This is a genomic window from Streptococcus sp. HMSC077F03 (assembly GCF_001812375.1).
Taxonomy (GTDB): domain Bacteria; phylum Bacillota; class Bacilli; order Lactobacillales; family Streptococcaceae; genus Streptococcus; species Streptococcus oralis_S.
This window is the reverse complement of the sequence record NZ_KV808797.1, coordinates 244758-260139: the sequence shown is the minus strand read 5'-3', so window position 1 is coordinate 260139 and position 15382 is coordinate 244758. Positions and strand designations below refer to the sequence as shown.

The 15382-nt window shown below is 44.5% G+C and carries 13 protein-coding genes; 10 read left to right on the top strand and 3 right to left on the bottom strand.

Annotated features, from left to right (window positions below):
- Nucleotides 1-2: 2 nt before the first annotated feature.
- From fmt to HMPREF2853_RS08410, 8 genes are all read left to right on the top strand, one after another.
- On the top strand, nucleotides 3-938 hold the full coding sequence (gene fmt / locus HMPREF2853_RS08445) for a methionyl-tRNA formyltransferase (RefSeq protein WP_070535790.1): 936 nt from the start codon (nucleotides 3-5) through the stop codon (nucleotides 936-938).
- On the top strand, nucleotides 931-2244 hold the full coding sequence (gene rsmB / locus HMPREF2853_RS08440) for a 16S rRNA (cytosine(967)-C(5))-methyltransferase RsmB (protein ID WP_070535959.1): 1314 nt from the start codon (nucleotides 931-933) through the stop codon (nucleotides 2242-2244). Before fmt ends, rsmB begins: the two co-directional genes overlap by 8 nt.
- A gap of 15 nt (nucleotides 2245-2259) precedes the next feature.
- Entirely contained in the window at nucleotides 2260-3000 is a 741-nt protein-coding gene (locus tag HMPREF2853_RS08435; protein WP_070535787.1) for a Stp1/IreP family PP2C-type Ser/Thr phosphatase, read from the top strand.
- Nucleotides 2997-4910, top strand: a complete 1914-nt coding sequence (gene pknB / locus HMPREF2853_RS08430; RefSeq protein WP_000614526.1) for a Stk1 family PASTA domain-containing Ser/Thr kinase — start codon at nucleotides 2997-2999, stop codon at nucleotides 4908-4910. The genes HMPREF2853_RS08435 and pknB overlap by 4 nt, the downstream gene beginning before the upstream one ends.
- 87 nt (nucleotides 4911-4997) lie before the next feature.
- A complete protein-coding gene (locus HMPREF2853_RS08425; RefSeq protein WP_000344542.1) occupies nucleotides 4998-5756 on the top strand; it encodes a threonine/serine exporter family protein in 759 nt (252 codons plus the stop codon).
- A 1-nt stretch (nucleotide 5757) separates the two neighbouring features.
- On the top strand, nucleotides 5758-6213 hold the full coding sequence (locus HMPREF2853_RS08420; protein WP_044021233.1) for a threonine/serine exporter family protein: 456 nt from the start codon (nucleotides 5758-5760) through the stop codon (nucleotides 6211-6213).
- 118 nt (nucleotides 6214-6331) lie between these two features.
- Entirely contained in the window at nucleotides 6332-7504 is a 1173-nt protein-coding gene (locus tag HMPREF2853_RS08415) for a hydroxymethylglutaryl-CoA synthase (protein ID WP_070535956.1), read from the top strand.
- Nucleotides 7504-8778 carry a hydroxymethylglutaryl-CoA reductase, degradative gene (locus HMPREF2853_RS08410; RefSeq protein WP_070535784.1) on the top strand — a complete coding sequence of 425 codons (1275 nt, stop codon included), beginning with the start codon at nucleotides 7504-7506 and terminating at the stop codon, nucleotides 8776-8778. Before HMPREF2853_RS08415 ends, HMPREF2853_RS08410 begins: the two co-directional genes overlap by 1 nt.
- 151 nt (nucleotides 8779-8929) lie before the next feature.
- Here HMPREF2853_RS08410 and HMPREF2853_RS08405 read toward each other — a convergent pair whose 3' ends face one another.
- Together HMPREF2853_RS08405 and HMPREF2853_RS08400 are read right to left on the bottom strand one after the other, a co-directional pair.
- Complete coding sequence (locus tag HMPREF2853_RS08405; RefSeq protein WP_070535781.1) at nucleotides 8930-9895, bottom strand: LacI family DNA-binding transcriptional regulator; 966 nt, start codon at nucleotides 9893-9895, stop codon at nucleotides 8930-8932.
- The gene (locus tag HMPREF2853_RS08400) at nucleotides 9876-11330 is read right to left on the bottom strand and encodes a sucrose-6-phosphate hydrolase (RefSeq protein ID WP_070535778.1); all 1455 of its coding nucleotides are present in this window, start codon (nucleotides 11328-11330) and stop codon (nucleotides 9876-9878) included. The genes HMPREF2853_RS08405 and HMPREF2853_RS08400 overlap by 20 nt, the downstream gene beginning before the upstream one ends.
- Nucleotides 11331-11711: 381 nt before the next feature.
- Here HMPREF2853_RS08400 and HMPREF2853_RS08395 point away from each other — a divergent pair, with 381 nt between their 5' ends.
- Together HMPREF2853_RS08395 and scrK are read left to right on the top strand one after the other, a co-directional pair.
- Nucleotides 11712-13607, top strand: coding sequence for a sucrose-specific PTS transporter subunit IIBC (locus HMPREF2853_RS08395; protein ID WP_049484303.1), 1896 nt, complete (start codon nucleotides 11712-11714; stop codon nucleotides 13605-13607).
- Between the two features lie 158 nt (nucleotides 13608-13765).
- Nucleotides 13766-14653: a fructokinase ScrK gene (scrK, locus tag HMPREF2853_RS08390; protein ID WP_000164279.1), complete on the top strand. Its 888-nt coding sequence runs from the start codon at nucleotides 13766-13768 to the stop codon at nucleotides 14651-14653.
- Between the two features lie 46 nt (nucleotides 14654-14699).
- On the opposite strand, the gene HMPREF2853_RS08385 is transcribed toward scrK, so the two are convergent.
- Nucleotides 14700-15317, bottom strand: coding sequence for a TVP38/TMEM64 family protein (locus HMPREF2853_RS08385; RefSeq protein ID WP_000076176.1), 618 nt, complete (start codon nucleotides 15315-15317; stop codon nucleotides 14700-14702).
- Nucleotides 15318-15382: the final 65 nt, after the last annotated feature.

Sequence of the window (15382 nt, the reverse complement as noted above, 5' to 3'; positions counted from 1 at the left end):
AAATGACAAAACTAATCTTTATGGGGACACCTGACTTTTCAGCAACAGTTTTGAAGGGGTTGTTATCAGATGATCGTTACGAGATTCTAGCTGTTGTAACCCAGCCAGATCGCGCTGTCGGCCGTAAAAAAGTGATCCAAGAAACCCCAGTCAAGCAGGCTGCCAAAGAAGCAGGCCTTCCTATCTACCAACCTGAAAAATTATCTGGAAGCCCAGAGATGGAAGCTATTATGAAGCTAGGAGCAGATGGGATTATCACTGCTGCGTTTGGGCAGTTTCTCCCAAGTAAACTCCTTGATAGTATGGATTTTGCGGTCAACGTTCACGCTTCCCTTCTTCCAAAACACCGCGGTGGCGCCCCCATTCATTACGCCTTGATTCAAGGGGATGAGGAAGCCGGCGTGACCATTATGGAGATGGTTAAGGAAATGGATGCAGGGGATATGATTTCCCGTCGCAGTATTCCTATCACAGATGAGGACAATGTCGGCACCTTGTTTGAAAAATTGGCAATCGTTGGTCGTGACTTGCTTTTGGACACCCTTCCTGGCTATATTGCTGGGGAGATCAAACCTGTGCCTCAGGACCCAAGCCAGGTCACTTTCTCGCCAAATATTAAGCCAGAAGAAGAGAAACTCGATTGGACTAAAACCAATCGCCAACTCTTCAACCAAATCCGCGGCATGAATCCATGGCCTGTTGCCCACACTTTTCTCAAGGGTGATCGCTTTAAGATTTTTGAAGCCCTGCCAGTAGAAGGTCAGGGAAATCCAGGTGAGATCCTCTCTATTGGCAAAAAGGAATTGATTGTCGCAACGGCTGAAGGAGCTCTATCTCTCAAGCAAGTGCAGCCAGCAGGTAAGCCTAAGATGGACATTGCTTCCTTCCTCAACGGAGTGGGACGGACATTGACTGTAGGAGAACGATTTGGTGACTAAAGTAGAAACGGCTAGAAGTCTAGCTCTAGCAGTGCTAGAGGATGTTTTAGTCAACCAAGCATATTCGAATATTGCTTTAAACAAACACCTCAAGGTGAGTCAACTCTCAGTAGCAGATAAGGGTTTGGTGACAGAGATTGTCTACGGTACGGTAGCCCGAAAACTGACTCTGGAATGGTATCTGTCCCACTTTATCCAAGACAGAGACAAGCTAGACAACTGGCTCTATATCCTGCTACTTCTGAGCGCCTACCAACTTCGGTACCTGGCTAAGATTCCTAATCACGCTGTAGTCAATGAAGCGGTAGAGCTAGCCAAAGCCCGTAAAAAAGGCAGTGAAAAATTGGTCAACGCCGTACTTCGTCGTATCTTGCGAGAAGGCTGGCCAGATATTGACAGCATCAAACGAAAAAATAAGCGTGATTCCATTGCCTATTCTCTCCCAGTTTGGCTCGTGTCTAAACTCAAGGAAGAATACGGGGAAGAGCGAGCACAAGCCATCTTTGAAAGTCTCTTGGTGCGCAACAAAGCCAGTATTCGTGTAGTCGATTTGAGCCGAAAAGAGGAAATCAAAGCCGTGTTAGAGGCGACTGATTCCCCTTTGGCAGCCACTGGTCTGGTCAAGGAGCAAGGCCACTTTGCAGGTCATGATTTGTTCGCAGAAGGGGCTATAACCATCCAAGACGAGTCCAGTCAACTGGTTGCTCCGACTCTTGATCTACAAGGTGATGAACAGGTCCTGGATGCCTGTGCCGCTCCAGGTGGAAAGACAGCCCATATGGCTTCTTACCTCACATCCGGTAAGGTGACGGCTTTGGATCTTTATGATCATAAGTTGGACTTGATCCAAGAAAATGCGGAGCGTTTAGGTGTGGCAGATCGAGTGCAAACACAAAAATTGGACGCCAGAAAGGTACATGAGTTTTTCGGTCGGGACTCTTTTGATAAGATTTTGGTAGATGCTCCCTGTTCTGGGATTGGACTTTTACGCCGCAAACCAGACATCAAATACAATAAAGAAACAGCAGATTTCACATCCTTACAGGAAATTCAGCTGGAAATATTAGGTAGTGTTTGTCAAACGCTACGAAAAGGTGGTATAATAACTTATAGTACCTGTACTATTGTCTCTGAGGAGAACTTTCAAGTCGTTGAGGCGTTTTTAGAAAGTCATCCCGAGTTCGAGCAGGTTAAACTAGAACACGAATGTAAAGATATCCTGAAAGATGGCTGCATCCTGATTACTCCAGAATTGTATGGAAGTGATGGATTCTTTATCAGCCAATTTCGCAAGATATCAGAATAGGAAGGAACTGACACAATGGAAATAGCATTATTAACAGATGTTGGTCAGAAACGGACAAATAATCAGGACTATGTCAATCACTTTGTCAACCGAGCAGGACGCACTATGATCATCTTGGCTGACGGGATGGGAGGACACCGTGCAGGAAATATCGCTAGTGAGATGGCGGTCACAGACCTCGGTGTAGATTGGGTAGATACCCAAATCGACTCAGTCAATGAAGTTCGTGAGTGGTTTTCCCACTACCTGGAGATTGAAAATCAAAAAATTCATCAACTAGGTCAGGACGAAGCCTACAGAGGCATGGGAACAACGCTAGAAGCTGTTGCGTTTATTGACAACCAAGCCATCTATGCTCACATTGGAGATTCTCGTATCGGTTTGATTCGTGGAGAAGAATACCACCAGTTGACGAGTGACCATTCCTTGGTCAACGAATTGCTCAAGGCTGGTCAATTGACTCCAGAAGAAGCAGAAACTCACCCTCAAAAGAATATCATCACCCAGTCTATCGGACAAAAAGATGAAATCCAGCCAGATTTTGGGATGATTACACTGGAGTCAGGAGACTATCTCTTGCTCAATAGTGATGGTTTGACCAATATGATTTCGGCAAGTGAGATTTATGATATCGTAACCAGTGATATTTCTCTAGCAGACAAGGCGGCAACCCTCATTCGCTTCGCTAACAATGCAGGAGGTTTAGACAACATTACGGTTGCCCTTGTTTACATGAACGAGGAGGCAGCAGAATGATCCAAATCGGCAAGATTTTTGCCGGGCGGTATCGGATTGTCAAGCAGATTGGTCGAGGAGGCATGGCAGATGTTTACTTGGCCAAGGATTTGATCCTAGACGGGGAAGAAGTGGCAGTGAAGGTCCTGAGGACCAACTACCAGACGGACCCGATTGCTGTGGCACGTTTCCAGCGGGAAGCGAGGGCCATGGCGGATCTGGACCATCCTCATATCGTTCGGATAACAGATATTGGTGAGGAAGATGGTCAACAGTACCTGGCTATGGAATACGTAGCAGGCCTTGACCTCAAGCGTTATATTAAAGAACACTATCCTCTTTCAAATGAAGAAGCGGTTCGGATTATGGGGCAAATCCTCTTGGCAATGCGCTTAGCCCATACTCGAGGAATCGTTCACCGGGATTTGAAACCTCAAAATATCCTCTTGACACCAGACGGCACAGCTAAGGTCACGGACTTTGGGATTGCCGTAGCCTTTGCGGAGACCAGTCTGACCCAGACCAACTCAATGTTAGGCTCCGTTCATTATTTGTCACCTGAACAAGCGCGTGGTTCTAAAGCGACCTTCCAGAGTGATATCTATGCAATGGGGATTATCTTCTATGAAATGCTGACGGGACATATCCCTTATGATGGGGATAGCGCGGTTACGATTGCCCTCCAGCATTTCCAGAAACCACTTCCGTCCGTCATAGCTGAAAATCCATCTGTTCCTCAGGCTTTAGAAAATGTTGTCATCAAGGCAACTGCTAAGAAGCTGTCAGATCGTTATCAGTCTGTTTCGGAAATGTATGTGGACTTGTCAACTAGCTTGTCTTATAATCGTCGCAATGAACCGAAGCTGGTCTTTGACGATGCGAGTAAGGCAGACACTAAGACTTTACCTAAAGTCCCACAAAGTACACTGACATCGATTCCTAAAGCTCCGGTGCAAGAAGAACGCCCTCAGCCAAAGAAACCAACTCAACCAGTGGCAGAGCCGGCTCCAGCGCCAAAGCCAGCCAAGAAACGGAAGTTTAAGGCTCGCTATATGATTCTTTTGGCTAGTCTTCTATTGGTTGCAGCCTCTTTGGTCTGGATTTTGTCAAGAACACCAGCAACGATTGCTATTCCTAACGTAGCTGGACAAACCGTTGCAGAGGCTAAGGAAGCTCTTAAAAAATCCAAGTTTGAAGCCGGTGAAGAAAAGTCAGAAGCCAGCGATACAGTAGCAGAAGGACGTGTTATTCGAACGGATCCAGAAGCTGGTAGTGGCCGAAAAGAAGGAACCAAGGTCAATTTGATTGTTTCTTCTGGTAAGCAATCCTTCCAATTGAGCAATTATGTCGGACGCAAGTATACGGATGTCGTAGCTGAACTCAAGGAGAAGAAGGTTCCTGAAAATCTAATCAAGATGGAAGAGGAAGAATCCAGCGAAAGCGAACCTGGCACCGTCCTCAGACAGACCCCTGCTTCGGGTTCGACCTATGATCTCTCAAAAGCCACTACGATTACCTTAACAGTGGCTAAGAAGGTGACTAGTGTCAGCATGCCGAACTACATCGGTTCAAGTCTCGAGTTTACAAAGAATAACTTGACTCAGATTGTCGGTGTGAAGGAAGCAAATATTGAGGTTGTAGAAGTATCGAATGCTCCTGAAGGAACGGCAGAAGGAACTGTTGTAAGTCAAACGCCAAGAGCAGGAGAACTGGTTGATCTTGCAAGTACGCGTATCAAACTTTCCATCTACAAACCAAAAACACCACCATCAACTTCATCCTCTAATCCTGCCCAACGTGGGAACCAGGGTTCTCCTACAAGTCCAACCCAGGGGAACCAGCAAGGAAATCAACAAGGTAACCAACAAGGCAACAATCCTCCAACGAATCAACCAAACGGTGAAAGAAACCACGAAAGTTCTCGAGATTAAACGAATCTTTGTCATGATTTCATGACAAAGATTTTTTTTCACAAGATTTTGTGATAAAATATAGGGAGTAGAAAAAAGGAGGAGAAAATGGACGAATCGAGAGAGTTGAATGCCGTCATTGATGTGATTATGCTAGCAGGAACCATTCTCCTGAAAAGTGGCTCAGAGATTCATCGGGTTGAGGATACTATGATCCGTATTGCCCATTCGCAGGGAATAATGGATTGCAATGTTCTTGCCATGCCCGCTGCTATTTTCTTTTCTATCGAAAACACCAATATTTCTCGGATGAAACGGGTAACCTCATCCTCTTATAACATTGAAAAAGTCTGTGATGTCAACCAAGTATCACGGGAGCTTGTTGGAGGGCAGATTGATCTTTCGACAGCCTTTAAAAAGCTGAAAGAAATCGGCAATCAAGCCCTTCCTTATACCAAGTTCCAAGTGACCGTAGCAGCGACCCTCAGTGCCCCTTTCTTCTCGATTATGTTTGGAGGCAATGTCTATGACGCTTTTGGTGCGGCTATTGCGACCTTATTTGGTTTTGCCTTCTCTCTCTACGTAGAGAAGTTTGTCCGCATTCCTTTTGTAACGGCCTTTGCGGGTGCATTTGTCTTCGGATTGATCGCCCAGTTCTGGGCCCGCTATACAGGATTTCCTTCGACGGCAGACTTGATCATAGCAGGAGCGGTCATGCCCTTTGTTCCAGGGATTGCTCTGACAAATGCGGTACGGGATATCATGACCAACCATATCAACTCTGGTATGAGCAAGATGTTTGAATCTTTGCTCATTACCCTCGCTTTAGGGGCTGGCACCTCTGTCGCCCTGGTTTTGATGACATAAGATGACTCTAACAAGTATTTTGCTCCAAGCAGTGGCGAGTTTACTCGCCATTATCACCTTTCTAATCGTACTGAATGTTCAACGCTCCATGCTCCTACCTGGTGGTATTTTGGGAATGGGCGTTTGGCTCCTCTATCTCGTGCTCAAAGAACCAACCAATGTTATTGTCGCGACCTTTATCGCAGCAGTAATTGGCTCTTGCATCAGTCAGATTTTAAGTATTGTCTATAAGACACCAGCGGTGGTCTTTGTCTTGGCCATTCTTGCCCCCTTGGTGCCGGGTTATTTATCCTATCGAACGACAGCTTTCTTTGTGACAGGCGATTACAGCCATGCTATTGCCAGCGCGACTTTGGTGGTTATGTTAGCCCTTGTTATTTCCATTGGAATGGCAAGTGGAACGGTAATTCTAAAGCTTTATTACTATATCCGAAAACAACGAGGAATCTCTTCCTAATGCAATCAAAGCAAAGACTTGATTTGTTGAATCAAGTCTTTTTTCTCTCTTTTGTTCCTATTTGTGATAAAATAGAATGAAACGATTTTTTACAATGAATGAAAAAACAGAGGTAAATATGACAATCGGTATTGATAAGATTGGTTTTGCGACCAGTCAATATGTCTTGAAATTACAAGACTTAGCAGAAGCGAGGGGAGTTGACCCCGAAAAATTTAGCAAGGGACTCTTGTTAAATGAAATTAGTATTGCGCCACTGACTGAGGACATTGTTACCTTGGCAGCTAGTGCAAGCAACTCTATTTTAACAGAGAAAGAAAAAGAAGAAATCGATATGGTCATCGTGGCGACCGAGTCAGGGATTGACCAGAGTAAGGCAGCGGCAGTCTTTGTTCATGGCTTGTTAGGTATTCAGCCTTTCGCTCGTAGCTTTGAAATTAAAGAAGCCTGCTATGGAGCGACAGCTGCCCTTCATTATGCTAAATTGCATGTAGAAAATTCTCCAGAGTCTAAGGTTTTGGTCATTGCCAGTGATATTGCCAAGTATGGTGTGGGAACTCCAGGTGAGCCAACCCAGGGTGCTGGAAGTGTGGCGATGCTAATCACTCAAAATCCGCGCATCATGGCCTTTAACAATGATAACGTTGCCCAAACGCGAGACATCATGGATTTCTGGCGTCCGAACTACTCAAGCACTCCTTATGTAAACGGCATGTACTCGACCCAACAGTATCTTGATTGCCTGACAACGACTTGGGATGAATACAAGAAACGCTATGATTGGACTATGGATGACTTTGCGGCTATCTGCTTCCACTTGCCTTATCCTAAGTTGGCCCTAAAAGGCTTGCGCAAGATGATGGACAAAACTTTGTCTAAAGAAAAACAGAATAGTTTGCAAGAGAACTTTGATAAGTCCATCCTTTACAGTCAGATGATTGGAAATATCTACACGGGTTCCCTCTTCCTCGGACTTCTCTCCCTTTTGGAAAATGCAGAGACTTTGAAGGCTGGAGATAAAATTGCCCTCTACAGTTACGGAAGTGGAGCGGTTTCAGAGTTCTTTAGTGGTGAATTGGTCGAAGGCTATGAGGCTTACCTTGATAAGGAGCGCTTGAGCAAACTCAAGCAACGTACAGCCCTATCCGTTGCAGACTATGAAAAAGTCTTCTTCGAAGAGGTGCAGTTGGATGAATCTGGTTCAGCCCAATTTGCAGGCTATGAATATCAAGACTATGCCTTGGTTGAAATTGTCGACCACCAACGCTGTTATAGCAAGGTTGAAAAATAATGAAGATAAGTTGGAATGGATTTTCTAAAAAAACATACCATGAGCGCCTGGAGTTGCTGAAAGCTCAGGCGCTCCTTAGTCCTGAAAAGCAAACGAGTCTTGAGCAGGATGAACAAATCAGCTTGGCAGTTGCAGACCAGCTGAGTGAGAATGTGGTAGGAACTTTTTCTCTGCCTTATTCCATCATTCCAGAGATTTTGGTGAACGATCAGGACTACACAGTTCCCTATGTGACAGAAGAACCGTCTGTGGTTGCTGCGGCTAGCTATGCCAGCAAAATCATCAAGCGAGCAGGTGGCTTTACTGCTCAAGTACATGAGCGCCAGATGATTGGTCAGGTAGCCCTTTATCAAGTTGCTGATCCTGAACAAGCGCAAGAGAAGATTGCCAGCAAGAAAGCGGAGCTCTTGGAACTTGCCAATCAAGCCTATCCCTCCATCGTTAAACGTGGAGGTGGGGCGCGTGATTTGCATGTAGAGCAGATCAAAGGTGAAACAGACTTTCTCGTTGTTTATCTCCATGTCGATACTCAGGAAGCCATGGGAGCCAATATGCTCAACACCATGCTAGAAGCCTTGAAGCCAGTCTTAGAAGAACTCAGTCAGGGACAGAGCCTTATGGGGATCCTGTCCAACTACGCGACCGATGCTCTGGTGACAGCAAGCTGTCGTATCGCCTTTCGCTACTTGAGTCCCCAAAGGGACCAGGGACGAGAAGTTGCGGAGAAAATAGCCTTGGCCAGCCAGTTTGCGCAGGCTGATCCCTACCGAGCAACTACCCATAATAAAGGGATTTTTAATGGTATCGATGCCATTTTGATTGCCACTGGTAATGACTGGCGTGCCATCGAAGCTGGGGCCCATGCCTTTGCCAGTCGAGACGGACGCTATCAAGGTCTCAGTCGATGGAGTATAGATAGGGACACAGAAGAATTGGTCGGCCAGATGACCCTACCCATGCCGGTAGCGACCAAGGGTGGCTCTATCGGTCTCAACCCACGTGTAGCCCTCAGTCATGAACTACTAGGAAATCCTTCAGCCAAGGAATTAGCTCAGATTATCGTGTCCATCGGTCTTGCCCAAAACTTTGCGGCTCTCAAAGCCTTGGTAAGTACGGGAATCCAGCAAGGTCACATGAAATTACAGGCCAAATCCCTAGCGCTCCTAGCAGGTGCTAGTGAGTCCGAGGTAGCTCCCCTCGTTGAGCGCCTTATTGCAGACAAAACCTTTAACCTAGAGACAGCCCAGCGCTATCTAGAAAACTTAAGATCATAAAAAAACTCAGACGAATCAGTCTGAGTTTTCTTGTGTTTATACTCAATGAAAATCAAAAAGCAAACTAGGAAGCTAGCCGCAGGCTGCTCAAAACACTGTTTTGAGGTTGCAGATGGAAGCTGACGTGGTTTGAGGAGATTTTCGAAGAGTATTAAATACTTTTTCCAGGTAATAGGGTGACTGGTAAGAAGTAACCAGTTGTCGCAACTTCCTTGCCTTCAATTTTCTGCAAGAGGAGATCGACAGTGAGGTGGGCAATCTCTTTCATAGGTTGCTTAATCGTTGTCAGGTGAGGATAGTAGATCTCGATAAAGTAAGTCCCATCATAGCCGATGACCTTGAGTTCATCAGGAACAGAAATTCCCAGCTCTTGAGCGATTTTGATGACCAGAATAGCTGTCAAATCATCCGAAGCAAAAATCGCATCTGGTTTCTGATGGGTCAAGATATTCTTGATTTCCATTTCTTTTCTGACGGGAGAAAAGTCACTCGAAACATTGATAATAGGCGCTTTCGGGAGAACAGATGCAAAGCCAGCATGGCGCAGTCCAGTAGGCGAGTTAGAGTTATCATTTCCTGTAATCATGATGATAGACTGGGCACCTGTCTTGACCAGAGTTTGGGCAGCGAGGACTCCGCCACCGTAGTTATCGGAGGAGACGACAGGGATGTCTGGAGACAAGTTTCGGTCAAAGGAAATGATCGGCGCCGTCACGCGATTGTAGTCTTCGATTCCCAAGTTGTGACTTCCAGAAATGATACCGTCTACCTGGTTGGCCTCCAGCATTTCAATGTACTCTCGTTCTTTTTCAGAGTCATGTTCGCTGTTACAGATGATGGTCTTGTAGCCATTCTTGAAGAGTTGGTGTTCCAACTTATCAATCAACTCTGCATAAAAGACATGACTGATGTTTGGGAAAATGAGTCCAATTAACTTGGCAGATTTTCCTTGGAGGCTTCGAGCCAGATTGTTGGGTTTGTAGCCCAATTCTCGCATGGCTTCATTTACCTTTTGAATGGTTTTCTCAGATAGATAACCCTTTTTATTGATGACCCGTGAGACGGTAGTGGGGCTGACGCCTGCAAGTTTTGCGACATCAGTTAGTTTTGCGACCATAATCTAATTCATAGTAAGTTCCGGTTGGGTTTCCAGACTTGATCAGGATACCATTTTGGTCCGCATGTGGGAAGACACGACCAGAAAATACTTTTTCTCCTTTATTGATGAAAATTTCAAAGACTGACTTGTCAATGAAGATAGTGGCAGTAGTAGCTTGGTTATCGATAGGGCAAGAACGAGTTGTACCAAATTCCTGGGCGTACTGTTCACCAGCCTGACTGCGATCCACTGTCACCTGTCCATTGACAAGGTCAAAGTTGATTGAAAGCCCCTTGCCTTCTTTATCAGCGAGCAAGACAATCTCGCTTTGGCTATTGGCTTCTAAGTTGAGCTCCAGTTCATAGGTGTTATTGGTTTGAGTACGGTTTGAGAAGACCTCTTCAGAAGAACGAAGTTCTTTGACGGCTGCGACAGGGTATTGGTAGAGTTTGCCATCTTTGATAGTGAGTTCTTTGATCAATGAGAAGGTTCCTTGGTGGTCAAAACGGTCAGATGGGTAAGAAATATCTGGTAATCCAAGCCAACTTACTGCTAGTGCACGTCCATCTGGAGCGTTGAAGGCTTGAGTTGCATAGGCTTCAAAACCATAGTCTAGATTTTGCAATGGAGATACATCGACCATTTTAGCATTTTCAGGATCAAAGGAAGCCCCGATTTTGTACATATTTGGATAGATATTGTTGTAGCCTAGGACACCCTTATCCAATCCTTGTGGACAGTAGAGAAGGACAGGTTGCTCCCCTACAAAGACCAGATTTGGACATTCCATCATGTAGGCAGTACGGTCGTTAGCAAAGTCAAGGTCGCCAACTGCTTGCCAGTTTGTATAATCATTGTCCACAGCCTTGTAGAGACGGACGAAGCCTTTTTTCTCCAAGTCCTGTCCACCGACGATAGCATAATATTGACCTTTAAAGTTAAAAATTTGTGGGTCACGGAAGTGATCAGTAGAGTCTGCTGGCTGGTCAATCAAGATCTTGTCAATCTTTGTAATCTTGCCATCCTTATCTAAAAGAGCCCCGATCTGGTAGGGGTGACGGATCCAGTTTTCATCACGGACATTTCCAGTATAAAATAGGAACAACTGATCGCCAAACTGCATGGCAGAACCAGAGTAGGCACCGTGGCTATCCAATGGAGTATCTGGTAAAACTTTGACTCCAGTTTCTCTAAAGTGAACCAAATCATCACTTTCTAGCTGTGCCCAAGATTTTAAACCGTGGGCTGCACCAAAGGGGAAGTTCTGGTAAAAGAGAATCCACTTGCCATCAAAGTAAGAAAAGCCATTTGGGTCGTTGAGAAGTCCTGTTTTTGGCTCAACATGGTAATGAGTATGCCATGGAGATTGTGCCATCTTTTCCTTTATATGTTGAATTTCTTCTTGCGTCCAATCTTCATAGGGTCTATAACGACGCTCGGTTGTCCATTCCATTTTATCTTTCCTCCATAAGTTCTATTCTATTATTAATAGTAAACGTTTTCGGCAAAAAAAGCAAGTCTTTTATGTTAAAAAAAAGAAAAATATGTCAAACGATTGCCATAAAACAAGTAAAGGGAATCTGGCAAATTTTCACGGAAAAATGAAAGAAAATGTAAATAAAAACCTTGATTCCTCAAGGTTAAAGATATTTTTTTGAGGAAAAAGAGAATTTCCATCAAAAACGAGCAAAAATAATCAGAGAAAAAAGAAAGGAAATAAAAAATCCTGCAAAACGCTTGACATATTTTAGAAACATGATAAAATAATAGTCGTAGGGCGGATAAAATCGCTTTCAAACACTTTACAAAATTTTATATAAGGAGATTTTTGCAAATGAACAATCAGGATATTGCAAAAAAGGTCATCGAAGCCCTTGGTGGACGTGAAAATGTCAACAGTGTAGCCCACTGCGCGACTCGTCTACGTGTCATGGTCAAAGATGAAGGAAAAATCAAGAAGGAAGTGATTGAGAACTTGGATAAAGTTCAAGGGGCTTTCTTTAACTCAGGCCAATACCAAATCATCTTTGGGACTGGTACAGTAAACAAGATGTACGACGAAGTGGTTGCACTTGGTTTACCAACATCTTCTAAAGAAGATATGAAAGCAGAAGCTGCTAAACAAGGAAACTGGTTCCAACGTGCTATCCGTACTTTCGGTGACGTCTTTGTACCAATCATTCCAGTTATCGTAGCGACAGGTCTCTTCATGGGTCTTCGTGGTCTCTTGAACGCTCTTGGAATCACACTTCCAGAAGATGTTACCATTTACAGCCAAATCCTCACAGATACAGCCTTCATCATCTTGCCAGGTTTGGTTGTATGGTCAACCTTCCGCGTATTCGGTGGTAACCCAGCCGTTGGTATCGTCCTTGGTATGATGCTCGTATCTGACTCACTTCCAAATGCCTGGGCTGTTGCTTCTGGTGGTGAAGTAACTGCAATGCAGTTCTTCGGATTTATCCCAGTTGTAGGTTTGCAAGGTTCAGTTCTTCCAGCCTTCATCATCGGGGTTGTCGGAGCTAAATTTGAAAAAGCTGTTCGTAAAGTTGTTCCAGATGTACTTGACCTCTTGGTAACACCGTTCGTAACACTCCTTGTAATGTCAATCCTTGGATTGTTTGTTATCGGACCAGTCTTCCACGTTGTTGAAAGTTACATCCTCATTGGAACAAAAGCTATTCTTAACTTGCCATTCGGACTTGGTGGTTTCTTGATTGGTGGAGTTCACCAATTAATCGTCGTATCAGGTGTTCATCACATCTTCAACTTGCTTGAAGTGCAATTGCTTGCTGCTGACCATGCTAACCCATTCAACGCCATCATCACTGCAGCGATGACAGCTCAAGGGGCTGCGACAGTAGCCGTTGGTGTGAAAACTAAAAATCCTAAACTTAAAACACTTGCTTTCCCAGCTGCTCTTTCTGCCTTCCTAGGTATTACTGAGCCTGCTATCTTCGGGGTTAACTTGCGTTTCCGTAAACCATTCTTCCTTTCATTGATTGCTGGTGCAATCGGTGGTGGATTGGCATCTATCCTTGGACTTGCTGGTACTGGTAATGGTATCACAGTCATCCCTGGTACAATGTTGTACATTGGTAACGGACAACTTCTACAATACCTTCTTATGGTAGCTGTATCATTTGTACTTGGTTTTGCTCTTACTTACATGTTTGGTTACGAAGATGAAGTAGAAGAAGTTTCAGGAGCAATTTCTGAAGCTGAAACTGACCGTTTAACAGAAGAAGCAGTAACTGGTACTGTGGTTTCACCTAGCGAAGGTGTTATCCAAACACCAATCGTTGGTGACGTTGTTGCTCTTTCAAATGTGAATGACCCAGTATTCTCAAGTGGAGCTATGGGACAAGGTATCGCCGTGAAACCTAGCCAAGATGTTGTTTATGCACCAGCTGATGCTGAAGTAACAATCGTCTTCCCAACTGGCCATGCTTATGGATTGAGAACAGCTAACGGTGCTGAAATCTTAATTCACGTTGGTATCGACACTGTTTCAATGAACGGTGAAGGCTTCAACCATAAAGTTGCCCAAGGTGACAAGGTTAAAGCTGGAGATGTTCTTGGAACATTTGACTCAGCTAAGATTGCTGCTGCAGGTCTTGATAACACAACTATGGTTATCGTAACAAACACTGCAGACTTTGCTTCAGTAAATCCAGTTGCTTCTGGATCAGTTGCTAAGGGTGACGCAATCATCGAAGTTAAAGCCTAATCCTCTTCAAAAATCAAATCTAAAAACAAAACGAACAAATGACATGTTTGTTCGTTTTTGCTTGAATGGTAAGATTTACAGAGGAAAATCTAAAATATAGAGAAATCTAGACTTTCAAAATATGCTATAATAAAGAAAATAAAAACAAGAGGTTTATCATGACAAAATTATATGGAAGCTTGGAAGCGGGCGGTACAAAGTTTGTCTGTGCTGTCGGTGATGAAAACTTTAACATTGTAGAAAAAACACAGTTTCCTACAACAACTCCTATCGAAACGATCGATAAAACCATCGAATTCTTTTCTAAATTCGATAATCTTGCAGGCCTTGCCATCGGTTCCTTCGGTCCGATCGATATCGACAAAAACTCAAAAACCTATGGCTTTATCACAACGACTCCAAAACCTCACTGGGCAAATGTAGACCTACTTGGTGCCCTACGTCGTGCCCTCAACGTACCCATGTATTTCACAACTGACGTAAATAGCTCTGCCTATGGTGAAGTGGTTGCTCGTAACAATGCTGGTGGCCGTATCGAAAACTTGGTTTACTACACGATCGGTACAGGGATCGGTGCAGGTGTTATCCAACGTGGTGAGTTTATCGGTGGTGTCGGTCACCCTGAGATGGGTCACTACTATGTGGCTAAACACCCAATGGATGTAGAAAAAGAATTTAACGGCGTCTGTCCATTCCACAAGGGCTGTTTGGAAGGCTTTGCGGCTGGTCCAAGTCTCGAAGCCCGTACAGGTATTCGTGGTGAAAACATCGAACTCAACAGTTCTGTCTGGGATGTTCAAGCCTACTACATCGCTCAGGCTGCGGTCAATGCTACAGTAACTTTCCGTCCAGACGTCATCGTCTTTGGTGGTGGGGTTATGGCCCAACAACACATGCTGGACCGTGTGCGTGAGAAATTTACAGCTCTTCTAAATGGTTACCTACCAGTACCAGACGTGCGTGACTACATTGTCACTCCAGCAGTTGCAGGAAATGGTTCTGCTACACTTGGGAACTTTGTCCTCGCTAAGAGTGTCGCAAAATAAAACAAACAAAACATCCGCTTGGGCAACCAAACGGATTTTTCTATTCTCAAAACATCTGCCAGAAGAAATCAATAATATAAGTCAAACCATAAGTATAAACTACTAGGGTAAAGGGCTTGGTCAAAATGATAATAATCATATAGCGTTTGAAGGTCATCTTTGTCAGGGCAGCCAGCATGCAGAGAAAGTCAGCTGGGCTAACAGGCCAGATCATCATAAAGATAAAGAACCGCTCGAAACGATTGCCCTTATCTAGCCAACCGATGTACTTGTCATAGGTGCGCTTGCTGACGACGGACTGGACAAAGGCAGCTCCATAGAGACGCACGAGGTAAAAGATAATGGCACAGCCAATCACAATGCCGATATAGTTATAGATGGTTCCGATGATGTGGCCGTAAATAAAGACCCCAGCCACTGAGGTCAAAGCTCCCGGAATGATCGGAACGACGGTTTGTAGGATCTGTAAAAAGATAAAGAGTGGTGGCCCCCAAACCCCAGCTTGCTGGATAAAGGCCGATAGGGTTTCCTTGGACTGTAACACTCCTGCCTGATAGGCCCAAATACAGAAAATCAAGGTTCCGACTCCCCCGACGATAGATGAGATATTGATGACTTGCTGTAGAAGGGGAGAAACAGCTTTCATTTGCTTATCCTGTGACATGTAAACTCCTCATAGATAGTATGATTCTACTATACCATATTTTGAGGAGAAAAACTATCTGGATT